This window comes from Paenibacillus sp. plas6 (assembly GCF_057221655.1).
This window is the reverse complement of the sequence record NZ_CM170151.1, coordinates 289,547-313,535: the sequence shown is the minus strand read 5'-3', so window position 1 is coordinate 313,535 and position 23,989 is coordinate 289,547. Positions and strand designations below refer to the sequence as shown.

The window sequence follows — 23,989 nt, the reverse complement described above, 5'->3', positions numbered from 1 at the left end:
CAAATGGACGGAAGAGATTGGAGTCTATTTTTGCAGCCATACGAGCAAGCTGTTGAAGAATTAAAGGTAAAATTCAAAACGATGCGAGCTGAGCTGAAAAGTCGAGAGGACTACTCGCCAATAGAGTTTGTAACTGGTCGAGTAAAAAGAATTTCTAGTATTTTGGAAAAAGCAAAACGATTAAATGTTCCAGATGATCGTTTGCATATCGGTATAGAGGATATTGCCGGTATTCGTATTATGTGTCAATTTGTTGATGATATATACCGTGTTGCTTCATTGATTCGTATGCGTAAAGATTTTACGCTTGTGTATGAAAAGGATTATATCGCTAATTATAAAGAGAGTGGCTATCGTAGTTATCATATGATTATTGAATATCCTGTTCAAACTGCACTTGGACACACCTTAATATTAGCTGAAATTCAAATCCGTACACTTGCAATGAACTTCTGGGCAACAATTGAACATTCTTTAAACTACAAATATAAGCAAGATTTGCCATTAGAGGTAAAGCAGCGATTAAAAAAAGCTGCTGAGGCTGCTAATTCATTGGATATGGAAATGGCAAGTATTCGCAAGGAAATTTTGGAAGCTCAAACGACCTTCGAGGAAAATTCAAATTGTGTAACCACAATTTTGTCTGGTATTCAAAAATTATATGCTTTTCATAAAGTACGGTTAGCAGCACAATATCAAAGCAGGTTTAATGAGCTGTTTAACCAAGAGGACTATGCTGGATTAGAGCAATTATCGCTAGAGCTTGTTGCTGATATTGCTCAAGCTAAAAAGAATATTCAGATATAAAAATGCTAAAATTATTCGTTTCGTATGGTTTTTTTAGTAAATAAAAACACCGAGCTCGCTTGCGAGAGAGGAGGCTAGTCCTCATCTCGCTTGCAATGCTCGGTGCTTTTTTGCGCGTCCATATTAATGCATAAAGTTTTGGTCGATTGCTTGTTTAATTTCATCAATCGTTTTGCCTTCATTACTCATCTTTATGACAAGCTCTAGCTCCTGCTTACATATGCCGCAAGTGGTGCTATGATCAGTCCAAGTCACTGTTCCATCATCGGACGGATATTCAGCTAAATAGCACCTGCGCAATGAATCATGAGCCTCGTCCAATTCAGTTGCAACCATACATCCGCAATAGCAAGGGATTTCACCCAGTTCATGTACATGGGCATGTACTTGACTATATAGTGATTTTGTCAGCTCAGTATGCTGATCAAGAAAGCCTGGAAGTTCATCAGGTGAATTCGTAGTTTCCCAAATTTCCGAGCCTACGGTATGCACATGACTGCTTTCATTGTCACTTAAACTGCAAGCAGCTAACAATGTAATTAAGCCAAAAGCAAGCAAAAATAAGTACATAAAGGATGACGATTTATTGCTACTGTTTACTTTTGCTTGGTCTTCATCATGGTTAATTGTACTCATAATGACTCCTTACTATCCTTTGTATTTTTCAAAGAAAGCACGGTATTCTTGGAGTGTTGCACCGCCAGTCGACCCTTCTGGCATAACACCGCCGACAATTCTTTCTTTTTCAACACCGTCTTCAAAATAAATTAGTGTAGGAGTATACTCAATATTGTATTTTTCTTGATACTCAGGAAATTCTAATACGTTAAATTGGTTGAGTTCAACTCCTAATTCTTTTACAATTGGCATGATTTGCGGTGTTGTTTCTCGACAATACTTACAAGTGGAAGAAAACATATATACAAGGAAGTCTTCTTTGTTAGCTACCTTTTCATCTAGAGTTTCAGGTAATATAATGTTTTGGTAATTCTCATCTTTGAGTAACTCACGTGTAGCGGCATTTAGTTTACTAGTTGGCTTACCATAGAACGGGTGATCTTTTTCAAAGTTATTAAGAGCAAAGATCCCTCCTAGCAGTACAACGATAATACCAATGTAGATTAAGACGACATAACCATTTTTTTTCTTTTTTCTTTTTACATTCACTAATGATTCCCTCCGAATTAATATATTGAGTATTAGCTGCAAATCTTTGCTGCTTACTTTTTTATATTATACACGAAATTGTTAGTTGATGAAAATTTTTCGTATGAGGTGGAAAAAGCAGCATGAAAATACAATTACCCCAAGCTTTTATAGATAAAATGAAGAAGCTACTAGACGAGCAATATGAATCCTTTTTATCATCCTATGACGATGAGCGCGTTTATGGATTAAGAGTAAATGAATTAAAAATAAAGACGAATAAGTGGCTTGAACAAACAGAGATGAAGGAGCATTTAACGCCGATACCATGGTGTCCTACCGGCTTTTACTACACTGAGCAGGACCGACCTGGCAAGCATCCCCATTATCATGCAGGGTTATATTACATTCAAGAGCCTAGTGCAATGGCACCTGTTGAATTGCTTAATGTGTTGCCTGGTCATCGCGTTCTTGATCTTTGCGCTGCGCCTGGAGGAAAATCTACACAGATCGCATCAAAGTTGCAAGGTCATGGTGTATTAGTATCAAACGATATTGCGACTGAAAGAACGAAGCCGCTTGTGAAAAATATTGAACTCGCAGGTGTGCGCAATGCAATTGTTCTAAATGAGCATCCTGCTAATATTGCCAAAGTATTTACCGGCTGGTTTGATCGTATTTTAATTGATGCTCCTTGTTCCGGTGAAGGGATGTTTCGTAAAAATCCCGCAATGATCGAAGAATGGGAGGCCTATTCTGTTGAACGCTGTTCGAAAATGCAGCGTGAAATTTTAGAGGAGGTTGCCTTAATGCTTGCTCCTGGTGGACGGATTGTATACTCAACCTGTACATTTTCACCAGAAGAGAACGAGGAACAAATTGCAAGATTTTTAGCAACTCATCCTGATTTTAGAGTAGTCCCTATTGAAGCGCAGTGGGGCTGGGGCAACGGTCAGCCGGACTGGGTATCTGCTGAAACAAAAAGTTTATTAACAGAGGAGCAACTGCAATCAATTGCTGGCACTATTCGTATTTGGCCGCATCGTTCTAAAGGAGAAGGTCATTTTGTTGCCGTTTTAGTAAGGGATGGAGAAAGCTATATTCCTCCAGTAAACTGGGAAGAGGGAAAAATAACGCGGATCGCGTGGCCAGCAGCCCCTGTTAGCAGTGGAAAGAAAGAAAAAGGGCAGCAAAGCGCTAAGTTTAATCGCCAGGAAGCAAAACGTACGAAACCTGTCGAGCAAGATTATCAAGGTGCATGGGATGCTTTTACTGCTGAGCATGTGCAGCTTGTTGGGGGAGAGCAATTAAGAGCTGTCTTATTTGGTAATCGTGTTTATTTTCAGCCTTACGAATTGCCTAGTTTAGAGGGATTAAAGGTTATTCGTGCAGGCTGGCTTGCAGGAGAAATGAAGCATGGTAAGTTTGTTCCATATCATCCTTTTGCTATGGCTTTAAAACCGCAGGAAGCAAAACGCATCGTTGCTTTCTCCAGCACGGATGAACTGCTGCTTCGTTATTTAAGAGGTGAAACGATATTTGTTGAAGAAGAAAAATTGCAGCTTCAAGCACCAGTTAAACGAAATGGCTATGTGCTCGTTCTAGTTGATGAATTTCCTGTAGGCTTTGGTAAATACAATAATGGCATGATTAAAAATGAGCTGCCAGCAGGCTGGAGGTTAATGTAATGGGAGAAAGACTAAGGCTTGATAAGCTGCTTGCTCATGCTGGATACGGTACGCGCAGTGAGATTAAAAAGGCAGTTAAAGCAGGCAGAGTATTTGTAGATGGTGCTAAAGCTAAAGACAGTGGACTTATTGTTGAGCCAGAGAAGCAAATGATAACTTTTGACGGTGAGCAAGTATTCTATCGTTCTGTTATTTATTTAATGATGAATAAGCCACAAGGTGTTATTTCTGCAACGGAGGATGGAAGAGAACGCACCGTTATTGATCTGTTAGAGCACGATGATAAATTGCTTAATCCGTTCCCTGTAGGAAGATTAGATAAAGATACGACTGGACTGCTGTTGCTAACAAATGATGGACAACTTGCACATGAGCTGTTATCCCCTAAAAAGCATGTAGACAAAACGTATGAAGCACTAGTGCAAGGAGATGTAACGGAAGCAGACGTAGAAGCATTTGCACAAGGAGTAATGCTTGATGATGGATATGTTACTAAGCCTGCGAAGCTGACGATTATAGAAAAAGAGATGCGGGAACAAGGGATGTGCAGCTTTATTGTCTTGACTATTACAGAGGGGAAATTTCATCAAGTAAAACGTATGTTTCAAGCTGTAAATAAAAAAGTGTTGACGCTGAAGCGGGTAGCAATGGGACCGCTCCAACTTGACCCTGAGCTAAAGCAAGGGGAGTATCGTGAGCTTACTTCACAAGAAATTCAGGAACTTAAACAGCATCGTCAGCGTAATTAGTGACTTTAGTTATTTGATTAGATAAATTTCTTTGCTATAACCATATTAAACTAAGCATATTTATGATGCCTCTTGCATTATATAAAGAAGGTTTGCTAGTTAAGGCATGCAAACACTTTATATAATCGGAGGGTTGTATGGCTAAAAATAATCGAGGAAAATCGTTGTACAAGCTCCCTTCAAGAGCACGTGGGACATGTCCTGTATGTAAGGCTACACGAATTAAATTGCTTTATTCAGTAAAGCATCCCAATGGAACAAAGATTGAAGTATGCAAACGTTGCAGCAAAGCCAGTGAGCAGCGAATTGAAGCTGCCTTAACATCGTAGTTTATTTTTTATAAGACTGTCAGATGTATAAAACAAGCTGGCAGTCTTATTTTGTTGCTTTTATCTGTAATTGTGTGTACATTTACAACAGATAACAGTGAGGTGAGCATAATTGACTATACTAGCATTAATGCCTCGAATTAGATTGTTTTTTATAATTATACTGCTAGCATTAACAGGGTTATTTTCATGGGTCAATCAATGCGCAGCTGTTGCTAACGAGGAAAACATTAAAGCAGTAATTGACCTTAGAAATATTAAAGACGAAGATTTTTATTCACCTGTTGATGGAGAATGGTTTTATTTTGATAAGCAGTTATTACTTCCGACAGAAGTTTATAATTATATATTCCGAAATGATATTCGTACTGTACAAATACCTAGCTCCTTTAAAGAGCTGACTGGTAGAGCAAGCAACTACGGGACATTTGCTACACGTGTAAAAATACCTGAAGATTATGTGGGGCGGACGCTCGCGTTTTATGTTCCACATCAATACAGTGCATATAAACTATTTGTTGACCAAGTTGAAATATCCAGTAACGGAGTGACAGGAACTAACAGGCTAGAACATCGTACTGAAATGTCACCCCAGATTGGTTATTATACCCCCCATAGCGATGAGCTATTAATAACAATTCAAATATCAAGTTTTGAACATACACGCGGCGGATTTGAAAAGTCAATTTTTATCGGAGATGCTTCAGTCGTCTCGAAAAAATTTAATTCCAGCATTATTTGGATACTTTTCGTTGCAGGCAGCATTTTTATTATGGGCATTTTTATGATCCTATTTGCTGGTTTTCGTCGTCAGGAACGAGAATTTTTTATATTTGGTTCATTTTGTATTTGCTATTCGTTTCGAGCGTTTTTCGCCGAACCATTTTTATATAATCTCACGCTTTTAACTATCCCTTTTCGATTAGGAGTTATGCTTGAATATTTATTTACATATTTATCTTTATTGCTGCTAGTTTTTTTAGTCTATACATGGTTTAAGCAGCAATTTTCTAAATTTATCTTTTTAGGTTTAGTTGCAATTATTGAAGTTGCTATGGTTGTAACTGTTTTTTCAAATCCATTAATCATGCAAAGATTATCAACTGTTGCATTTGTTTGTGTAGTTTTTGGCGCATTTTATTTGTTGAATATTCTAATACGTCATTTTCATAAAAATAATCTTCATGATCATGCGAACGCTGTTGGATTAATTCTAGTAATGTTAGGGATGTTGAATGATTATCTGGTTAATCAAGGATGGATCGATTCGAATCTTATCTCATTGTCGTTAGTAGCTGTATGGATATATGTTGTTATTCAAGTATTTTTAATGAGTAAAAGCTATGCTGATAAGGTAAGAGAAACTGAAGCACTGAATTTATCCTTGATTGAGCTTAACTCAACATTGGATGAGCAGGTTAATTTGCGTACAAAGGAGTTAAGGGAAGCGAATGAAAGATTAGAATATCAAGCTTCAAGAGATAGTTTAACAGGGATATATAATCGTCATCGCTTTAATTCCTATATTAAGCAAGCCTTTAAAAATGCTAAGAATAATAATACGCACCTCGCGATTATAATGTTTGATATTGATGAATTTAAAAAATATAATGACCATTACGGACATATTCAAGGAGATTTATTGTTAAGACGGATTGTAAAAATAGCAGAGCAAAAGCTGCCTTCGAATAGTTTGTTTGCTCGATATGGCGGCGAAGAATTTATTATTGTGTTACCTGATCATAATCTTGAACAAGCATTTCAGGTTGCAGAAAACGTCAGAACTGCGATTGCAGAGGCAGAGCTTCCGCATTGTAAGCGAGAAAACGGAATTGCTACAATCAGTGTTGGTGTTGCTGCTCTTCATCATCATCAGGTATATGAATCTGAGGTTGAATTAGTAGACGCAGCCGACCAGCAGCTCTATCATTCAAAGCATAAAGGACGTAATGCGACATCGGTAGCTGATTAATGACTTAACTGGCGAAGGAAAAAACTTCTGGAGAACAGACGCACTTCGCCTTTAAAGTCTGCTGCAGCAATCGAATTTCACTAGAAACAGCAGACTTTAATAGCTTTACTCAACTTGAATTTTAGCCGCGTAGTTTACTTGGTTGCCCCCTGCCCATTTTCCCCAAATAGATAATACATATGTCCCAGGACCCTCTGGAAGGACAAATAAGTCCTCTTTTCTTTGTAGCTCTGCATTGCTGACATCGCCCCAAAGCTCTACACTAATCTCATTTGGCTTACTATTTTGGAAAATGATCTTTAGTTCGGCATTACGTTTAATAACATAAGCTGTGCTGTTTTTTACTAAGTTCTCTGGATTAGGAGCATCAGCGATTGTGTTATTCCATGTGTAAGAGCCCTTGATAAGTGAAATTTTTTGTCCCTCTATCTCACCCGCTGCATTTGGAGGAGAGTTTGACATTACTGTTTTGGAGCAGCCCAAAATAAAAGCAATAAAGAGCAGCGCACCGATAAGGATGCTTGTTAACCGGTTTCTTTGCAAAAGAATGCTCCTTTCTTTTTTACTAAATAATGGAAAAACGACAATAAATGTTGCAATAAAATTGATCTGCAAAAATGCGGGAATAAAAGAAGCCGGAAGAGGAGAGGAAATGCAGGAAAATAAGATTAGAGCAACCTGTGACGGCGATTTAGCTTAATTACTGACAAATATAAAAAATTAGCTAAAAGCTTCAAAGTTGCTCTAAACTTTTTCAGTGCTTAATTTAATTAGCGGCGACGCTCAGTACGACGTCCTCCTGAACGACCACCTGAACGGCCATTGCTGGAACGACTGCTTTTTACTTTGCTACTAGAGCGAGTTTTATTTTTATTTGACGTTTGATTCTTTTTTGGTTTTTTACCTTGAGCAATTAGAATATCCTCTTCGGTAATTTCCCAAGGGTTGTTTTTCTTAGCTTTTCCTTTGATTGACGAAGCTTCTTTCTTTTGCTCAGTCTCATACTTCTGATTTTTTGCGCGCTCCCGCTCATTGCGTTCACGTTTTTTACTTTTGTCGCTTGAACTTTGCTCGCGCTGTTCAAGTTTAAGTACTGGAATCTTCTGCTTAATTCCACGTTCAATTGCCTCTAGCTTTTGTTGATCTTTAGCTGCAACAAAAGTTATCGCATAGCCAGATTGACCAGCTCTCCCAGTTCGACCTATTCTGTGAATATAGCTTTCTGCGTCAAGCGGTATATCGTAATTATACACATGTGATACACCTTCGACATCTAGTCCGCGCGCGGCAACATCGGTTGCAACAAGAATTTGTAATTTCAAATCACGAAATTTACGCATAACTTGTTCGCGCTTAGCCTGTGTAAGATCACCGTGGAGCTCGTCCGCATTAAAGCCAGACTCCTGCAACGCTTCTGTAAGCTTGCTGGCACGAAGCTTTGTGCGGCAAAAGATAACTGCCAAGAAAGGATTTTGTGTTTGCAGCAAATGGATTAAATCAGACTGTTTATTGCGATCTGTCGTTTCAACAACATGCTGTTTAATATTATTTAAGGTTACTTGCTCAGATTGAATATCCACTTGTTGCGGTTTATTCATATATTGCTTGGCAAGCTGACGAATGGCATCCGGCATCGTTGCTGAAAAAAGCATCGTTTGACGAGCTTTAGGAGTTTGCATTAATACAGTTTCCACGTCAGGTAAAAAGCCCATATGCAGCATTTGATCAGCTTCGTCTAATACGAGCATAGAGATTTTACCGATATTTATCGTGCCACGACGTAAATGATCAAGCAGTCTTCCTGGCGTTGCGACTACAATGTGCGGAGATTTTTGCAGCTTTTTAATTTGCGCTGCAACATCTTGACCGCCATAGCAGGCAAGCACGGAAGCGCCGACAACATTGTTCAATTTTTTAAGCTCGCTCGTAATTTGAATAGCAAGCTCGCGAGTTGGAGTTAAAATCAACGCCTGTATTTGATCTTTTTGCGGATTTAACTTCATCAACATAGGTAATGTAAAGGCAAGTGTTTTACCAGTACCTGTTTGCGCCTTAGCAATCATATCGGTACCAGTCAGCAGCTTAGGAATAGCTGCCGATTGTACAGGAGTCGGTTTAGTGATTCCATTAAGTTTAAGTTGTTGAGCAAGCTGCTCGCTTACTCCTAATGCTATAAATGAATTTGTCATTGCTATTATTCCTCTTTTCTTTCTGTCTGTTGCTAGTATACCAGTTGTAACCAATAAGTGCATCAACTGCTTTCATATGTTATGCTTAAGTATCAAGAACATTATAATGCAATTAGCTTTAGGTTTGGAGGGATCGTAATCGCATTTGGAATTACTAGAGCTGAATTAGCAGCTTGGAAGTCGGCTGTAGAGAAAGGTGAAATCGCTTATTTAACACATTATTGGCAGGATAAACGCTTTCCAAACTATAATACAGTTACAAAGGTAGGCTGCAGCGATTTACGTAAATTAACTTTATGGTGTGAGCAATTTCAATTGGATCCAAAGTATATTCATTATCGAGACCGCTATCCGCATTTTGACTTACTTGGACCTTATCAATATGAGGTGTTACAGAAGCTTGGACTTTATGATCATATCGAACGTTTTCGGATATATAAGAGAGTGTAAAAGGAGAGAAGGTAATGCAGGTAATTTGATGAAAGTGTGGTGGAAATATGAATTGCCAAGTATGGAGAATTGTCATAACTGCAATTTTTTCATGTGCATTGGGCGTAAATTACACCCTCTATATGTGGTTAGATTTTGATGTGTTAGGAATAACGAATGGGATGCTGTCATCAGCCTTGCAGGCTTGGGGTTATACCGTTTTGCTGCTAGGAGTGTTATTACTTATAACACTTATATTGTCAAAAGTGATATATATAAAGATTATAGATAAACAGCTAGAAATTGTAATGCTGCTCCTTTTCGTACTGCAGCTTCCAATGATTAGCTTATGGTTTATGACACTGTTTATGCAGGGGCGTGCCGCTCTATTTGGCGTTATTCTTCATCATCTTTTATTAGGATTTGCGATCTATAGCTTTTGGAAACATCAATCTTACACAAAACAACAAACGACTCAGCAAGTAAATAACTTTACGATTGAACAGTAATATGAAAGTTCATTGTTGCTTGCTTACCAGTTAGTCAGCGGAGCTTGACTTGACACTGAACGATCTGCTTTATATAATCAATATTAATATGAATGTAATGTGATGAAAAGGAATAGTATGTTTGATGTCAAGCTTCAGAGAGCCGGCGGCAGGTGAAAGTCGGTGCTTGTGCAAGCAGAACTCGCCTTGGAGCAGTGTATGTAAAGCAATTGCAAAATACACCGTATGTCTGCGATAAAGACGATATGAGTGAGTAGTACATAAAGAATATGGCTACTAACTAGGGTGGTACCACGTGAGAAACTTCCTCTCGTCCCTAGCGTTAATCCGCTAGGACGAGAGGTTTTTTGTTATGAAGCTAATATCATTAGGAGGAAATACTATGAGTCAGGAACAAGTACGCCATGGGTACAATCCGCAAAAGATTGAACCGAAGTGGCAAAAATATTGGGAAGAAAACAAAACATTTAAAACGTTAGATGATGATAGCAAACCTAAATTCTATGCTCTGGACATGTTCCCTTATCCATCAGGAGCAGGATTGCATGTAGGACATCCTGAGGGCTACACTGCAACTGATATTATTTCTCGTTTCAAACGTATGCAAGGCTATGATGTATTGCATCCAATGGGGTGGGATGCTTTTGGTTTGCCTGCTGAACAGCATGCGTTAAATACAGGTGAGCATCCAAGAGATATTACTGTTAAAAACATTAACAATTTCCGTCGTCAAATTAAGTCGTTAGGCTTCTCCTACGATTGGGATCGTGAAATTAGTACAACTGATCCTGATTATTATAAATGGACACAATGGATTTTTATCCAGCTTTATAAAAAAGGTCTCGCGTATGTTGATGAAGTACCGGTTAACTGGTGTCCAGCGCTAGGCACAGTACTAGCAAATGAAGAAGTTATTGATGGTAAAAGTGAACGCGGCGGTCACCCGGTAATTCGTAAGCCAATGCGTCAATGGGTGCTAAAAATTACTGAATATGCTGAACGTTTACTTGAAGACCTAGAAGAACTGGATTGGTCTGAAAGCATTAAAGAAATGCAACGTAACTGGATCGGTAAATCAACTGGTGCCGAAGTGACATTTAAAATTGATGGACACGACGATACATTAGTAGTATTTACAACTCGTCCAGACACATTATTTGGTTCCACTTACTGCGTGTTAGCGCCTGAGCATAGCCTTGTAGAGAAAATTACAACCCCTGAACAAAAAGCAGCTGTAGAAGCATACAAAGATGCAGCAGCACGTAAAAGTGATTTAGAGCGTACTGACTTAGCAAAAGAGAAAACAGGTGTATTTACAGGTGCATATGCAATTAATCCTGTTAACGGTGCGAAGCTGCCGATTTGGATTGCAGATTATGTACTAGCAGGCTACGGAACAGGTGCGATTATGGCTGTACCGGGTCATGATACACGTGACTATGAATTTGCCAAACAGTTTAATTTACCAATAATCGAGGTTGTTTCTGGCGGTAATCTTGATGAGGAAGCTTATACAGGGGACGGTCCGCACGTAAACTCTGATTTCTTAAATGGATTGAACAATGGGGACGCGATTGCAGCGATGATTAAACATCTTGAAACTATCGGTGCAGGTAAAGCGAAAGTTACTTACCGCTTGCGCGACTGGTTGTTCTCTCGTCAACGTTATTGGGGTGAGCCAATTCCGATTCTTCATCTGGAAGACGGTACAATGAAAACTGTTCCAGAAGCTCAATTGCCATTGCTTCTTCCTGATGTTGATGCAATTACACCTTCTGGTACTGGTGAGTCTCCGCTTGCCAATGTTGAGGATTGGGTAAACACAGTCGATCCAGAAACAGGCATGAAGGCTCGCCGTGAAACAAATACAATGCCGCAATGGGCTGGTAGCTGCTGGTACTACTTGCGCTACATTGATCCGAAAAATAGTGAGCAAATTTGTTCACCAGAATTGCAAAAGAAATGGCTTCCAGTAGACTTATACATCGGTGGAGCAGAGCATGCGGTACTTCACTTGCTATATGCTCGTTTCTGGCATAAAGTACTTTATGATCTTGGCGTTGTCGATACGAAAGAGCCATTCCAAAAGCTAGTTAACCAAGGTATGATTCTTGGTACAAATAATGAAAAAATGTCTAAATCACGCGGTAATGTAATTAACCCAGACGATATCGTTAATGAGTTTGGTGCTGACACATTACGTCTATATGAAATGTTTATGGGTCCTCTTGAAGCTACGAAGCCTTGGAGCACAAATGGTGTTGAAGGTTCTTATCGCTTCTTGGCGCGCGTTTGGCGTCTATATGTTGGTGAGGACGGTAAGTTGAATGAACGTATTACTGATACTGATCAAGCTAGTGAAGCATTTATGCGCACATGGCATCGTTCGGTTAAGAAAATTACAGATGATATTGAAAACTTACGCTTCAACACTGCTATTAGCCAAATGATGATTTTCGTCAATGAAGCATATAAGGCTGAAGTTCTGCCACGTAAGGCAATGGAGGACTTCGTGAAGATGCTTTCACCAATCGCTCCGCATATTGCTGAGGAGCTTTGGGAAATGCTTGGCCACAACAATACAATTACGTATGAACCTTGGCCTACTTACGATGAGGCTTGGACAGTTGATGCAGAGGTAGAAATTGTTGTTCAAGTAAATGGTAAAATCGTAGATCGAATTTCCATTGCTGCAGATTTGGATGAAGCTGCAATGGAAGCTAAAGCGAAAGAAAGTGCGAAGGTGGCTGAGCTAATCGCTGGCAAAACAGTTCGCAAAGTTATTGCAGTAAAAGGTAAGCTTGTCAATATCGTTGCTAACTAATCATAGCTGGAAAAACGCGAGCAGTACAATAATTTGCTATTGCTCGCGTATCTCCGCTTTATCTTGGTTAAAGGTAGCCTCTACTTTTTCAACATCCTCGTAATATTTCCGATGCGTTGTTTCAATTAACTTCTCAAATACTCCATTTGTTTCTTGACGCAGCATTGAAAGTGCTTGTTCTGTTATCCCGCCTGGTACTGCAACTCGTTTTTGAACATCCTCTGTTGTTAAACCACCCTCTGTTAACAATAATCCTGTTCCAAGCAGCATATTGCCGGCAATTAACATTGCTTCAGGGCGAGCTATACCTGTTTTTACTACCGCGGCATCAATAAATTGCTGAAGCAATAGGGCAAAAAAGGCAGGACCACAGCTCGATATATCGGAAACAATTCTTGTAAAGCTCTCCTCGATTTTGATTGGCTCACCGATATAAGCAAGCAATTTCTCAAGCATCACTTTATGTTCCTCATCAATTTTTTCACCATATATGCATAGCGTTGCTCCACTCCACATTTTATTAGTAATACTTGGAATGATTTTAGCAATATGACAATTAAGCTCCCGTTCCAATTGAGCGAGCAAAACAGGACTAGTTATTGAAACAACTATTTGATTAGCTGTTACGATATCTTTAATTTCAGCAATTACATTTGCAAACTCATGAGGCTTAATACATAAAAAGACAATGTCAGAGCCATGTACAGCCTCACAATTCGTTTGCACTGCATTTAAGCCGGGAAACTGAATAGCAAGCCTTTCCGCTTTAGCGAAGGTCCGATTGCTTACCTTTATTTGATGTGGCTCTACTGCCTCTGCTAATATGAATGCTTCAATCAATAGGCTCCCCATACTTCCTGCTCCGATAAATCCAATTTGCATCATGATCCCTCCTGTTTGGAAAGTTGAAAGCACTATTCATACCTATCGTATTCCAGATTGCTTGTATCATATGTCAATTTGATGAGAAGAAAAGAGGTTTTTAGTATGAATTGGCAACAGAAGAAGGTTGATGCCATGCAGATTGTTCTGCTTGCTGCACTAGGGATAAGTCTGCTTTGCATCGTAATTGCCCTAGTTATAAAGCTAAACGGATTAAAGGAAGAAGAAAAGATTCCGCTTGAACAGCTTGTACAGCAATATTGGCTCGAGCAAACTAAAGATACTCCCTTGGCCATTTCGCCACCCAATGAAATGGTTAATCAGCAAAATTCTGTAGCAGATTTGAACAGTGTAAATGAGTCAGATCAGCCAATGGTGGGTGATCAGGTTAATATTGCTGCATCTGAAATTACAACTGCTCAAGAAAATGCTGTTCAAGAGCTAAATTCTGGCGAAACGGAATTAAAAAGCAGTTCAGAGTCAGGGAAAATTGATATTAATACGGCAACTGCTGAGGAGTTGCAACAATTAAATGGAATAGGTCCCTCTAAAGCAGCAGCTATTGTAGCTGATCGTGAACAAAAAGGGAAATTTAAGAGAATTGAAGATATAAAAAGAGTAAAGGGGATCGGAGAAAAAGTTTTTGAAAGAATTAAAGAAAGTATTGTCGCAAATCCCTAGTTCGTTCATAATGATAATGTATAAATCTACTAAAAAAGATTTATATTATATGATTCTATTAATGTGTGCCACTTTATGAAAAGAGCATCGCAGGAAGTGTCATGAACTTGGCTCCTGCTTCCAATAGAAGTGAGGCGAGGAAGCTACAACATTTAAGGAGGAATAAGAAATGTCAGAAGAAAGAAAGCTTTCGCTTGAAACAATCTCCGTTCATGGAGGTCAAAGCATTGACCCGACAACAATGTCTCGTGCCGTGCCAATTTATCAAACGACTTCTTATGGTTTTAAAGACACAGATCATGCAGCAAATCTTTTCGGTTTAGCGGAATTTGGCAACATTTATACTCGCATCATGAACCCTACATCTGACGTATTTGAGAATCGTGTTGCTCAGCTAGAAGGAGGAGTTGGCGCTTTGGCGGTTTCCTCTGGACAAGCTGCAATTACTTATTCTATTTTGAATATTGCTGGAGCTGGAGATGAAATTGTTTCCGCTTCAAGTTTGTATGGCGGTACATATAATTTATTCGCACATACACTTAAAAAGCTTGGTATTACTGTACATTTTGTTGATCCGTCTAATCCAGAGAACTTCCGCGCTAAAATTAATGAAAAAACAAAAGCGCTATATGCTGAATCAATCGGTAATCCACGCGGGGATGTTCTTGATATTGAGGCAGTTGCAAAAATTGCTCATGAAAACGGTATTCCGTTAATTGTAGACAATACGTTCCCAAGTCCGTATCTGCTGCGTCCGATTGAGTATGGAGCAGACATCGTTGTTCATTCAGCTACTAAGTTTATCGGTGGTCACGGTACATCGATCGGCGGTGTAATCGTGGATAGCGGTAAATTCGATTGGACAGCAAGCGATAAGTTCCCAGGCTTAACAGAGCCAGATCCAAGCTATCATGGCATCGTTTATACAAAAGCAGTAGGCTCTTTAGCTTATATTATTAAAGCGCGTGTACAACTATTGCGTGATATGGGAGCGTCCTTATCACCGTTTAACTCCTTCTTATTGTTACAAGGTCTAGAAACATTGCATCTTCGCATGGAGCGTCATAGTTCGAATGCCCTTGCTGTTGCAAAATATTTAGAGGGACATGAAGCAGTTGAATGGGTCAGCTATGCTGGATTGCCTAGTCATCCATCCTATGACTTAGCACAAAAATATTTGCCTAAAGGTCAAGGAGCTATTTTGACATTTGGTATTAAAGGCGGAGTAGAAGCAGGGAAAAAGCTAATCAATTCAGTGAAGCTATTCTCTCATCTTGCTAATGTTGGAGATTCTAAGTCGCTAATTATTCATCCTGCGAGCACTACGCATCAGCAGCTTAGTGAAGAGGAGCAATTGTTAACTGGGGTAACTCCAGGTATGGTTCGTCTGTCTATCGGTACTGAAGGTATTGATGATATTATTGGGGATCTGGAGCAGGCAATAGCAGCAAGCCAGAAGTAAACGTGCTCGACTTTGATGATGAAGTGCTAGCTAAGTAGTGGATTCGACGTCGAATATAAGGTTCAACCGAAATTTCCGCTGTGCTGCTCAATTTCTAGTTTCACCTTATCTTCTCGGTCCTGAAAGCCGAGCTGACAAGGGAGCAGACGCTCGGCTTTGATGACATTACTTTTGGCAACCTTAGTCGACGGGAAAGAACGGTCATCTCTGGTCCTTTGCATTTATTTTCTAGTTGCGCTTATAATATAGCTAACAGCTAGGCTTGAAATGCAGGGAAGGAAGGAAATTATGCAAAACAAATCAACGATACATGCTCGCAAAGATTGGGATACATATTTTATGGACATCGCTTATATGGTTTCGACTCGTTCGCGCTGCCATCGCAGACATGTGGGAGCAGTGTTAGTGCAAGGCAAAAAGCTGCTTGGAACCGCATATAATGGAGCGCCGATGGGGGTAGAAGACTGCGAAGAAGCCGGCTGCATGATTGCTGAGGAGTATGAGCTTGTCCGCAATGAACAAGGCGAAGAGCAAATTGTTAAAAAACAACGCTGTATTCGTACAATACATGCTGAGCAAAATTTGCTGCTTTTTACCGATCGGATTGACCGTGAAGGTGCGGTTGTTTATGTGACGGATCAGCCGTGCTGGACCTGTGCAAATATGCTTGCCAATAGCGGTGTTAGTGAAATTGTATTTCATCGACCTTATTTAAAGGATGACCAAAAAGTAAGACATTTGATGAAGCAAGTAGGTATTATTTTTCGTTCATTAGATACGTATGAGCCTCCAGAGCATGCTGCTATGGAAGTGAAACAATAACTATACTTAAATTCGGAAGAACCTAGATCAACTGTGATCTAGGTTCTTTTTTGTTTAAAAATCAGGAATAATAGGAGTGAAAGCGATGAGGAAACGAGCGGTAATCTATGCAGTATTGTTCTTTTTAAGCGGTCATATCATTGCTTCGCTAGAAATTCTTTCAATATGGTTATTAACACTAATTGGTTTAAGTTTCTTATTGTTAATTGTCTTTATCAATAGAGCGGCTTCTATTCCATTAATTGGACTACTGCTAGCTTTATTCCTCTTTGGCTCATTTGAACGATTTATGATAGATATAAATAATGTTTCGCCGCTAACAAAGCAGCTTGAAGCATTAGGTCAGCAAGGCGAAGTTTTTTTACAAGAAGATGCAGAAATTGCTTCGAGGGCAACAGGCGTCATTGTAAGTGAGGTAGAAATAGATGGAAACTTAGTAACCTTTACCTTTGAGTCTAAACAGTTAACAGTAATAGAGCCGCCATTAATGATAGAAGAAAAAGAAAAATTTATTGTTCGCCTAGTATTAGAGCACGAGGAAGAATTGCAGCTTGCAGCAAAATGGCGAAGAGGAATGCCTATTGAGCTGCAAGGGACAATTTCAAAACCGTCAACAGCCAATAATATTGGAATGTTTAATTATCGTGAATATTTATTGAAAAAGGGGATTCATTGGATTTGGCGAAGCAAGAGTGCAAGCAGCCTGCAAATATTAAAGGGGTGGCATTTTACCAGCTTATTAGATTACATTGATGAAGCGCGTAAGCGTTTAGCGGCTCCGCTGGACGCCATTTATAATAAGGTAGAAAGCGGTTATTTGAAAGGACTAATTATCGGCATTCGCTCTGAGCTTGATCCTGAGCAATTTCGCAATTTTTCTACGATTGGTTTAACCCATATTTTAGCGATTTCGGGTTTGCATGTTGCTATATTTATGTACATATTAACAGTTATGCTCAAGTTTTTTCGTTGCAGCAAGGAGTTCATTATATCATTGCTATTAATTGCTGTTCCTTGTTATGTTGCAATTACAGGAGCATCTCCATCCGTGCTAAGAGCTGGATTGATGGCTATGTTAGGTCTATTAGCAGCAAGAGCAGGTAAACTTAAGGATGGACTTAATATTATTGCACTTGTCGCAGCGCTGCTTGTGTTATTCAGACCATATCTTATTCATGATATTAGCTTTCAACTATCGTTTATCGTTACTTTAGGATTAATTGTTGGTGTGCCACCAATGCAAAAAATAATGTCTAATTTTATAAAATGGAAATGGCTAACGGATTCGCTAACTGTTACAATTGTTGCTCAAATTATCTCTTTCCCATTAACGATATATTACTTTAATCAATTTCATATTCTCTCCTTACTTGCTAATTTTGTGCTTGTACCTTTTATTAGCATGTTCGTTATGCCGCTAGCTAGCTTATCTTTATTGCTTGGACATATATCACCGACTATCGCTAAGCCATTTGCTGCTATAGTACACTGGAGTAATGAATTTAGCTTTGCTGTCGTCGACATATTCAATAACGTAAACATATTGCATACGATATGGGCTTCTCCTTCAATAATGTGGATAATACTATGGTATGGAGTATGGTTTTTTTTGTTTCATTACTGGCGGATCCAGTATAATAAGATTAATAGTAATTATGTTAATGACGACACAGAGCCGCTTGAAGCGATTGATGAGCTTTCAGCGATTTATATCCCATCAAAGGAGCGATTTTGGGTTAAGCATCGATTAACTTTACTTAGTTTACTTGCTGTTATTTCTCTGTTGATTTATGCCTACTACCCACAACTGCTCCAAACTAGCGCAGCTGTAAGCTTTTTAGATGTCGGGCAAGGGGATTCTAGCTTAATTCGAACTCCTACAGGAAAAATGTTGCTAGTAGATGGTGGAGGGACGGTTCAGTTTGGCAAGCAAGAGCCGTGGAAACAGCGCAAGGATCCTTTTGAAGTAGGTAAAAATGTATTGTTGCCTCTTTTAATGAAAAGAGGTGTGCATCAGCTGGATGTTGTCATTATAACTCATTTAGATACAGATCATATTGGTGGATTAATCGAAGTAATGAAGCATATACCGATTAAAGAAATTTGGTGGAATGGCAGTTATGTGCAATCTAGTGAAGTAGAGAAGTTGTTTCAATTAGTTATCGAGAAAAAAATTCCTCTGAAAGTGCCTTTAATTGGCGAGAAAATTATGATCGACAAGTACACCGAAATTGAAATGTTGTGGCCGTTAAATGAGCAGCCGAATGAGATAGAATTTGTGTCAGAGCAAAATGAAAGAAGTCTTGTTTTTTTACTTACGATATATTCAACTACGTTTCTTTATACAGGAGATATTAATCGTGAAAGTGAGGAACTTCTTGTTAACAATCATCGGTTAAGCGTGCTTAATGCTCGAAGTTTGCCGCTGCCAGAAATTGATGTAATGAAGGTTGCACATCATGGCAGCCGTTACTCAACAGATTATAACTGGTTGTCATATACACAGCCGCATGTTACTGTTATTTCTGCAGGGCGCAACAATCTTTACGGTCATCCGCATCAAGATGTGCTAGAGCGACTAGAGCAGTACAAAAGTCTTGTTTTTCGTACTGATTTACAAGGAGAAGTGCTGTTTATTATTGATAAAAAACGTACCTATTACCTGAAATGGAACTAGACGGTGACGAATGTTTCAATATTTGATATGCTTGAATATGGTAGAAGTTTAAAGTATGCTGAAAATATTTGATATTAATATAAAAATGAAAATATTCTAATCTACGGCTGCAACCTTTGTACTAGTAATAGCGTCTGTAAGGTTGCAAGAGAGGGGGATCTTTCACGTGGTAGAGCCATCGCTCATTAAAGCGGCTCAATCCGGGGATCGAGAAGCATTGATAACTCTTTTGCGAGAGATTGAAAACCATGTGTATCGTACAGCTTATTATATTCTTAATAATGAGCAGGATGCACTGGATGCTTCTCAGGAAGCATTGATCCGAATATACACTAAAATAGATACGTATGAAGAAAAGGCGCAGTTTAAAACATGGGTACAGCGAATTGTAACTAATATTTGTATTGACAAGTTCAGACGTAACAAACCTACAATTTCGATTGAGGAGCATGAGTTAATTTTTCAGGAGAAAAGCAACGTAGAGCATGAAGTGCTTGCTACATTTGCAATGGATGATATTAAACAAGCCATTGAACAGCTTCCTGAACATCATCGGACGGTCGTTATATTACGATATTTACAGGACTTTTCTTACAATGAAATTGCAGCATCGCTTGATTTACCGTTAAACACTGTAAAATCGTATCTATTTCGAGCCCGGCAACAGCTACAGCAATTACTACAAGATTATCAGAAAGGTGGTGTAAGAGGATGATTTGCACTGAGGTAGGTGAATTAATGCAACGTCAATTAGATCATGATCTTGACGAGCAAGAGCTAACATTACTTATGACACATCTTGGTGAATGTAAAGCGTGTCAAGGCTTATTCGAGCGACTAACGTTGCTATCGGGAAGTTTGGAACAGTTGCCTCGAGTGACCCCTTCGATAAGTATTGTAGATTCTATCTTGCCTGAATTAGAAGCGATAGATCGTCAACGAGAACAGCAACAAGAGAAGATTGTTAAGGCAGCTAGATGGAAGCGTTGGATGACTGCTGCAGCAAGTGTTGCGGCAGCAGCGGCGGTTGTATTACTTATGACCAATCTTGATAATAGCGATAAAGCTGCTAATACCGCCGCAGATAGTGTAGCAATGTCACAGATATCAAGCGGTACTGCAAGTAATAATGATAGCAGCCCAGCTGCTGCTCCTACGTCTCGAGAGTTTAACAGTAATGCAATGGTTGAAGATTTATCTAGAGAAACTACTGAAGCTGACTCTGGATATCACATTACGCCGTTATCTTCTCCTATTGAGAGTATGAAAATAGAAAATTATCCGAGTGATGAGTTTAAAGTTTCTCATAATGAAACAAAGGAGTTAGCACCTGCAGTAGAGGAGGAGGCTAATACTTCACAAGATAATTCTTTACCAAAGGCTAATGAAAAGACTAACTCTCAAAGCAGTACAGTAAATGGCAATAAATCCTCAACTACGGAACAACAAACCGGCACTGAATCTGCGGTTCAGATTACTTCAAAGGACCAAAGTGGCGCGAATGTTGGTCCAGAACAAGTGGAAAATCAAGGCGGGGATAAAGAATTACAAGGGGAGTTCCTTAATTCTGCAATGGGTATTACTGGTGACGACTTGCATCTAGAGAAACATTTTTCTCCGGATGGTCTAGTCTATATTGTATTAAATGGGCATACAATAGAGCTGTATGAAACAAGCACCGCTATGAAGCTGAATACTTGGGATATTGAACCGACAGGATCGCTTAACTTTGTAGAATGGGACAATTCAAGCAAGTTCTTTGTATATGAACAGTCAGATAGTGAGGGGACGCTCTCTCGTCATATCATTAATTTAGAAAATTAAAATGAATATTTGTAACACATATTAAAGTAAGTGCGTATATTACAATATGTCAAAGTCTACGACAGGTATAACCGTCGGTAGACCATTCCATTGCTAGCGCCATGGAGCTAGCTAGGAATGTTAATATATAACAAAGGGATGCCTGCGAAAGCAATGTCATCCCTTTGTTTTTTTATTATGAGATTGCACAATGTGACAGACAATGGTACACTTTTTCAATACAAATGGTCGTTAGTGGTTAGTGGGAGGTTGCTTGATGGAAGCTGCGGATGCAATTAAAGCGGTTCAGCGAGGTAAATTTTCACCATTATACGTCGTGTACGGTAAGGATCGCTACCGTATGGAGCAATTTGTTGAATTAATAAAGAATCGGATGTTTGCAGAAGACGAGCAGAATATGGGAATTGTCAAATTTGATACTGGGGAGACAACGCTTGAGGAAATTGTTGTTGAGGCAGATTCAGCTCCTTTTTTTGTAGAAAGAAAGCTAATTATCGTTAAAGATAGCAGTGTTTTTTGTGCAGGAAAAGATAACAATAAGTTAGAGCATAAGCCTGAATCTTTGCTGCAATATATGGAACATCCATTGGAAAGCACAGTATTAGTGTTTGTCGTTAATGGAGAAAAGCTTGATGAGCGTAAAAAACTCGTAAAAAGTTTGAAGGATCGCAATGTACTGGTACATTTTCCTGAACTTGATCATATCCAGCTTATCCAGTGGTTGCGTAAAAAAGCAATTGAGCAAGGCAGGGAAATTACCCCCGACGCGGCAGAGCTATTAATCCGAAGAATCGGTGTTTCGATGCAACAGCTAGCTCAAGAATTGGACAAGCTATGTCTTCATGTGGGAGATCGCGGAGAGATTTCTGTAGAATTAGTAGACAAATTGATTGCTGTAACGATAGAGGAAGATGTTTTTGCACTAGTCGATATGATTGTTAATATTAAGCTTGCTGAAGCTCTTGCGATGTATAAAGCGTTACTAGTTCGCAAGGAAGAGCCAATCAAGCTAGTAGCATTAATTGTGCGCCAAATTCGAATGATGCTGCAAATTAAAGAGTTAGAGGAGTTTCACTATAGTCCAAATCAAATTGCCGGCATGATTGGTGCGCATCCATATGCGGTGAAGCTTGCTGCGGAAAAAGCAAAAAATTATCCCAAAAAGCGACTGGCAGAGCTGTTAAGTGCGCTTGCTGATTTAGATTACAGTATGAAAATTGGACGTGTAGATAAAGCGTTAGGATTAGAGTTATTTATATTATCACTTGGAAGTAAACACACATTATCATTTAACCGAACGCATTAAAATAAATATCATGACACAAAAAAAGTTAGCTGATTGTTATAGATTGCTAGCTTTTTTGTGTTCTTTATGAATGCAGAAAAACAATCATTTCAGTCCTGAGAATGATGCAATATATAGCTGATTATGTTAATATCGGTAATATTTTGAAATTATCATTGGAGGAAGACATTATTATTTTTTTTTGAAGAATTACCGACCGACGGTCGGTCGGTTTAGTTAGTTTTGATATGAAGGGAGCTGTGATTATGTCTATGTCTGTTAGTAGTCACCTAAAGAAAAAAACTAGAAAATTTTAGGATGCCGAAAAACGGCTTGCTAACCAGTTTGCTTTAGCACAAACCATTTTAAAGTGAAATGAGGGGAATAATATGATTCAAAAGCAGTTTTCTAAGTTTTTTATTGTATGGGCTGGTCAATTTATTTCAACCATTGGCATTGGCTTAACAGCATTCTCACTTGGGGTTTATGTATTTGAACTGACAAACCAAGCAACCACAGTCGCATTAGTGACGTTATTCACTTTTACTCCAAATATTTTACTTAGACCGATAGGTGGCGTATTAGCAGACCGCTATGACCGTCGTCTATTAATGATAATTGGCGATCTAGGAGCCGCACTCAGCTTATTATTCATCTATTTATTGTATTTGTCTGCTTCTTTGCAGCTTTGGCACATTTGCGTAGGAGTGGCGTTTAGTTCCGTTTTTTCAGCAGTTCAAGCGCCTGCTTATCGTGCTTCAGCGACTGATTTATTAGCAGAAGAAGATTATGGAAGAGGTAGCGGTCTAATGCAGTTAGCAGAATCTGCAAAGTTTTTATTATCACCGATTGTTGCAGGTATGCTCTTGTCGATAACGACGGTTGATAATATTTTACTAATTAATATGTTGACCTATGTTGTATCTATTTTTGCCCTTTTTGCAGTGCGCAGTAAGTTTGGGAATGTTGAGGCAGCAACGGCAAAGAGAATGTGGGTTTCGGAATTGCTTGAAGGCTGGCAGGCGATAAGCAATAATCGAGGAGTTCTATTGCTTGTTGGCTTTATATCGCTGGTGACGTTTTTTGTTGGCTTTTTAGAAACGTTAATTGGTCCGATGCTGCTTTCTTTTACAACAGCAAAAATGCTCGGAATGTTTCAATCATTCAGTGCACTTGGCATGCTTGTATCATCATTACTACTCGGTCTATTTACAATTACGAGAGCTTATTCCTCATTGTTAATAATGGGCTTACTGCTTGCTGGTGCTGCGTTGTCATTATTAGGGACATCAACAAATATTTATTTGTTAATTGTAGCGGGGATATTGTTTTTAGGGGCATTGCCACTTGTAAATACAAGTGCTGATGTGCTTGTTCGTTTAAATATTCCAAATGAAAAGCAAGGAAGAGTTTGGGGAATTATTGGGATTATATCGCAGTTAGGATTTGTTATTGCCTATAGTATCGCTGGAGTGTTGGCAGATAAGTTATTTAATCCGTGGTTAATGCCAGATGGTGTATTAGCAGAATTGATTGGTGCAGTTATCGGAGTAGGTCCTGGCAGAGGGATTGGTTTCTTATTTATTATTGCTGGCATTTTCGTCATTTTGACAGCATTAGTCGCATCACGCGTAAAGGATATTAAGGCTTTAGACAGAAGCAGAGAAATTCAAGAAGATGCTGTGAGTTAATGTATTTAAAACAAAAAACCTCA

22 protein-coding genes and 1 other annotated feature are annotated in these 23,989 nt (G+C 39.0%); of the genes, 16 read left to right on the top strand and 6 right to left on the bottom strand.

Annotated features, from left to right (window positions below):
• Positions 1-3 precede the first annotated feature (3 nt).
• The gene (yjbM, locus tag AC2TDL_RS01535; protein ID WP_484698301.1) at positions 4-807 is read left to right on the top strand and encodes a GTP diphosphokinase; all 804 of its coding nucleotides are present in this window, start codon (positions 4-6) and stop codon (positions 805-807) included.
• A gap of 123 nt (positions 808-930) precedes the next feature.
• Here yjbM and AC2TDL_RS01530 read toward each other — a convergent pair whose 3' ends face one another.
• Together AC2TDL_RS01530 and AC2TDL_RS01525 are read right to left on the bottom strand one after the other, a co-directional pair.
• The gene (locus AC2TDL_RS01530; RefSeq protein WP_484698300.1) at positions 931-1,443 is read right to left on the bottom strand and encodes a PCYCGC motif-containing (lipo)protein; all 513 of its coding nucleotides are present in this window, start codon (positions 1,441-1,443) and stop codon (positions 931-933) included.
• Between the two features lie 12 nt (positions 1,444-1,455).
• On the bottom strand, positions 1,456-1,974 hold the full coding sequence (locus tag AC2TDL_RS01525) for a thioredoxin family protein (protein WP_484698299.1): 519 nt from the start codon (positions 1,972-1,974) through the stop codon (positions 1,456-1,458).
• A 122-nt stretch (positions 1,975-2,096) separates the two neighbouring features.
• On the opposite strand from AC2TDL_RS01525, the gene AC2TDL_RS01520 reads away from it, so the two are divergent.
• The 4 genes from AC2TDL_RS01520 (at position 2,097) to AC2TDL_RS01505 (ending at position 6,691) form a co-directional block, all read left to right on the top strand.
• Entirely contained in the window at positions 2,097-3,641 is a 1,545-nt protein-coding gene (locus tag AC2TDL_RS01520) for an RsmB/NOP family class I SAM-dependent RNA methyltransferase (protein ID WP_484698297.1), read from the top strand.
• Positions 3,641-4,390, top strand: coding sequence for a pseudouridine synthase (locus tag AC2TDL_RS01515; RefSeq protein ID WP_484698295.1), 750 nt, complete (start codon positions 3,641-3,643; stop codon positions 4,388-4,390). The genes AC2TDL_RS01520 and AC2TDL_RS01515 overlap by 1 nt, the downstream gene beginning before the upstream one ends.
• A gap of 137 nt (positions 4,391-4,527) precedes the next feature.
• Positions 4,528-4,719 carry a hypothetical protein gene (locus tag AC2TDL_RS01510; RefSeq protein ID WP_484698294.1) on the top strand — a complete coding sequence of 64 codons (192 nt, stop codon included), beginning with the start codon at positions 4,528-4,530 and terminating at the stop codon, positions 4,717-4,719.
• Positions 4,720-4,831: 112 nt separating this feature from the next.
• Positions 4,832-6,691 (top strand): sensor domain-containing diguanylate cyclase, encoded by a 1,860-nt coding sequence (locus AC2TDL_RS01505; RefSeq protein WP_484698293.1) that lies wholly within the window; start codon positions 4,832-4,834, stop codon positions 6,689-6,691.
• Positions 6,692-6,796: 105 nt separating this feature from the next.
• On the opposite strand, the gene AC2TDL_RS01500 is transcribed toward AC2TDL_RS01505, so the two are convergent.
• Positions 6,797-7,234 carry a hypothetical protein gene (locus AC2TDL_RS01500; protein WP_484698291.1) on the bottom strand — a complete coding sequence of 146 codons (438 nt, stop codon included), beginning with the start codon at positions 7,232-7,234 and terminating at the stop codon, positions 6,797-6,799.
• 227 nt (positions 7,235-7,461) lie between these two features.
• Positions 7,462-8,880 carry a DEAD/DEAH box helicase gene (locus AC2TDL_RS01495; RefSeq protein WP_484698290.1) on the bottom strand — a complete coding sequence of 473 codons (1,419 nt, stop codon included), beginning with the start codon at positions 8,878-8,880 and terminating at the stop codon, positions 7,462-7,464.
• 138 nt (positions 8,881-9,018) lie between these two features.
• On the opposite strand from AC2TDL_RS01495, the gene AC2TDL_RS01490 reads away from it, so the two are divergent.
• The 3 genes from AC2TDL_RS01490 (at position 9,019) to leuS (ending at position 12,642) form a co-directional block, all read left to right on the top strand.
• Positions 9,019-9,330 (top strand): hypothetical protein, encoded by a 312-nt coding sequence (locus tag AC2TDL_RS01490; RefSeq protein ID WP_484700984.1) that lies wholly within the window; start codon positions 9,019-9,021, stop codon positions 9,328-9,330.
• Between the two features lie 122 nt (positions 9,331-9,452).
• Entirely contained in the window at positions 9,453-9,818 is a 366-nt protein-coding gene (locus tag AC2TDL_RS01485; protein ID WP_484698289.1) for a hypothetical protein, read from the top strand.
• Positions 9,819-9,911: 93 nt separating this feature from the next.
• Positions 9,912-10,139, top strand: a binding site (T-box leader).
• Positions 10,140-10,200: 61 nt separating this feature from the next.
• On the top strand, positions 10,201-12,642 hold the full coding sequence (gene leuS / locus AC2TDL_RS01480) for a leucine--tRNA ligase (RefSeq protein WP_484698287.1): 2,442 nt from the start codon (positions 10,201-10,203) through the stop codon (positions 12,640-12,642).
• Between the two features lie 36 nt (positions 12,643-12,678).
• On the opposite strand, the gene comER is transcribed toward leuS, so the two are convergent.
• A complete protein-coding gene (gene comER, locus AC2TDL_RS01475) occupies positions 12,679-13,524 on the bottom strand; it encodes a late competence protein ComER (RefSeq protein ID WP_484700982.1) in 846 nt (281 codons plus the stop codon).
• 105 nt (positions 13,525-13,629) lie between these two features.
• Here comER and AC2TDL_RS01470 point away from each other — a divergent pair, with 105 nt between their 5' ends.
• On the top strand, positions 13,630-14,205 hold the full coding sequence (locus AC2TDL_RS01470) for a ComEA family DNA-binding protein (RefSeq protein WP_484698286.1): 576 nt from the start codon (positions 13,630-13,632) through the stop codon (positions 14,203-14,205).
• Positions 14,206-14,374: 169 nt separating this feature from the next.
• On the top strand, positions 14,375-15,667 hold the full coding sequence (locus AC2TDL_RS01465; RefSeq protein ID WP_484698284.1) for a homocysteine synthase: 1,293 nt from the start codon (positions 14,375-14,377) through the stop codon (positions 15,665-15,667).
• A 62-nt stretch (positions 15,668-15,729) separates the two neighbouring features.
• Here the strand turns inward: AC2TDL_RS01465 and AC2TDL_RS01460 are convergent, their stop codons facing one another.
• Positions 15,730-15,888, bottom strand: a complete 159-nt coding sequence (locus AC2TDL_RS01460) for a hypothetical protein (protein ID WP_484698282.1) — start codon at positions 15,886-15,888, stop codon at positions 15,730-15,732.
• A gap of 67 nt (positions 15,889-15,955) precedes the next feature.
• On the opposite strand from AC2TDL_RS01460, the gene AC2TDL_RS01455 reads away from it, so the two are divergent.
• The 6 genes from AC2TDL_RS01455 to AC2TDL_RS01430 all read left to right on the top strand — a co-directional run bounded on the left by AC2TDL_RS01455 (position 15,956) and on the right by AC2TDL_RS01430 (position 23,966).
• The gene (locus AC2TDL_RS01455; RefSeq protein WP_484698280.1) at positions 15,956-16,489 is read left to right on the top strand and encodes a deoxycytidylate deaminase; all 534 of its coding nucleotides are present in this window, start codon (positions 15,956-15,958) and stop codon (positions 16,487-16,489) included.
• An 85-nt stretch (positions 16,490-16,574) separates the two neighbouring features.
• Positions 16,575-19,166: a ComEC/Rec2 family competence protein gene (locus tag AC2TDL_RS01450; protein ID WP_484698279.1), complete on the top strand. Its 2,592-nt coding sequence runs from the start codon at positions 16,575-16,577 to the stop codon at positions 19,164-19,166.
• A 166-nt stretch (positions 19,167-19,332) separates the two neighbouring features.
• Positions 19,333-19,881 carry an RNA polymerase sigma factor gene (locus AC2TDL_RS01445; RefSeq protein ID WP_484698277.1) on the top strand — a complete coding sequence of 183 codons (549 nt, stop codon included), beginning with the start codon at positions 19,333-19,335 and terminating at the stop codon, positions 19,879-19,881.
• On the top strand, positions 19,878-20,990 hold the full coding sequence (locus AC2TDL_RS01440; protein ID WP_484698274.1) for an anti-sigma factor family protein: 1,113 nt from the start codon (positions 19,878-19,880) through the stop codon (positions 20,988-20,990). The genes AC2TDL_RS01445 and AC2TDL_RS01440 overlap by 4 nt, the downstream gene beginning before the upstream one ends.
• A 256-nt stretch (positions 20,991-21,246) precedes the next feature.
• On the top strand, positions 21,247-22,296 hold the full coding sequence (gene holA / locus AC2TDL_RS01435) for a DNA polymerase III subunit delta (protein ID WP_484698272.1): 1,050 nt from the start codon (positions 21,247-21,249) through the stop codon (positions 22,294-22,296).
• A gap of 368 nt (positions 22,297-22,664) precedes the next feature.
• Positions 22,665-23,966, top strand: coding sequence for an MFS transporter (locus AC2TDL_RS01430; protein WP_484698271.1), 1,302 nt, complete (start codon positions 22,665-22,667; stop codon positions 23,964-23,966).
• Positions 23,967-23,989: the final 23 nt, after the last annotated feature.

Coding starts and splice junctions, on each gene's coding strand:
- AC2TDL_RS01430 (WP_484698271.1), top strand. CDS start 22,665: ATGATTCAAAAGCAGTTTTCTAAGTTTTTTATTGTATGGGCTGGTCAA.
- leuS (WP_484698287.1), top strand. CDS start 10,201: ATGAGTCAGGAACAAGTACGCCATGGGTACAATCCGCAAAAGATTGAA.
- AC2TDL_RS01515 (WP_484698295.1), top strand. CDS start 3,641: ATGGGAGAAAGACTAAGGCTTGATAAGCTGCTTGCTCATGCTGGATAC.
- AC2TDL_RS01485 (WP_484698289.1), top strand. CDS start 9,453: ATGTGGTTAGATTTTGATGTGTTAGGAATAACGAATGGGATGCTGTCA.
- AC2TDL_RS01495 (WP_484698290.1), bottom strand. CDS start 8,880: ATGACAAATTCATTTATAGCATTAGGAGTAAGCGAGCAGCTTGCTCAA.
- AC2TDL_RS01440 (WP_484698274.1), top strand. CDS start 19,878: ATGATTTGCACTGAGGTAGGTGAATTAATGCAACGTCAATTAGATCAT.
- AC2TDL_RS01455 (WP_484698280.1), top strand. CDS start 15,956: ATGCAAAACAAATCAACGATACATGCTCGCAAAGATTGGGATACATAT.
- holA (WP_484698272.1), top strand. CDS start 21,247: ATGGAAGCTGCGGATGCAATTAAAGCGGTTCAGCGAGGTAAATTTTCA.
- yjbM (WP_484698301.1), top strand. CDS start 4: ATGGACGGAAGAGATTGGAGTCTATTTTTGCAGCCATACGAGCAAGCT.
- AC2TDL_RS01520 (WP_484698297.1), top strand. CDS start 2,097: ATGAAAATACAATTACCCCAAGCTTTTATAGATAAAATGAAGAAGCTA.
- comER (WP_484700982.1), bottom strand. CDS start 13,524: ATGCAAATTGGATTTATCGGAGCAGGAAGTATGGGGAGCCTATTGATT.
- AC2TDL_RS01530 (WP_484698300.1), bottom strand. CDS start 1,443: ATGAGTACAATTAACCATGATGAAGACCAAGCAAAAGTAAACAGTAGC.
- AC2TDL_RS01465 (WP_484698284.1), top strand. CDS start 14,375: ATGTCAGAAGAAAGAAAGCTTTCGCTTGAAACAATCTCCGTTCATGGA.
- AC2TDL_RS01470 (WP_484698286.1), top strand. CDS start 13,630: ATGAATTGGCAACAGAAGAAGGTTGATGCCATGCAGATTGTTCTGCTT.
- AC2TDL_RS01460 (WP_484698282.1), bottom strand. CDS start 15,888: ATGCAAAGGACCAGAGATGACCGTTCTTTCCCGTCGACTAAGGTTGCC.
- AC2TDL_RS01510 (WP_484698294.1), top strand. CDS start 4,528: ATGGCTAAAAATAATCGAGGAAAATCGTTGTACAAGCTCCCTTCAAGA.
- AC2TDL_RS01450 (WP_484698279.1), top strand. CDS start 16,575: ATGAGGAAACGAGCGGTAATCTATGCAGTATTGTTCTTTTTAAGCGGT.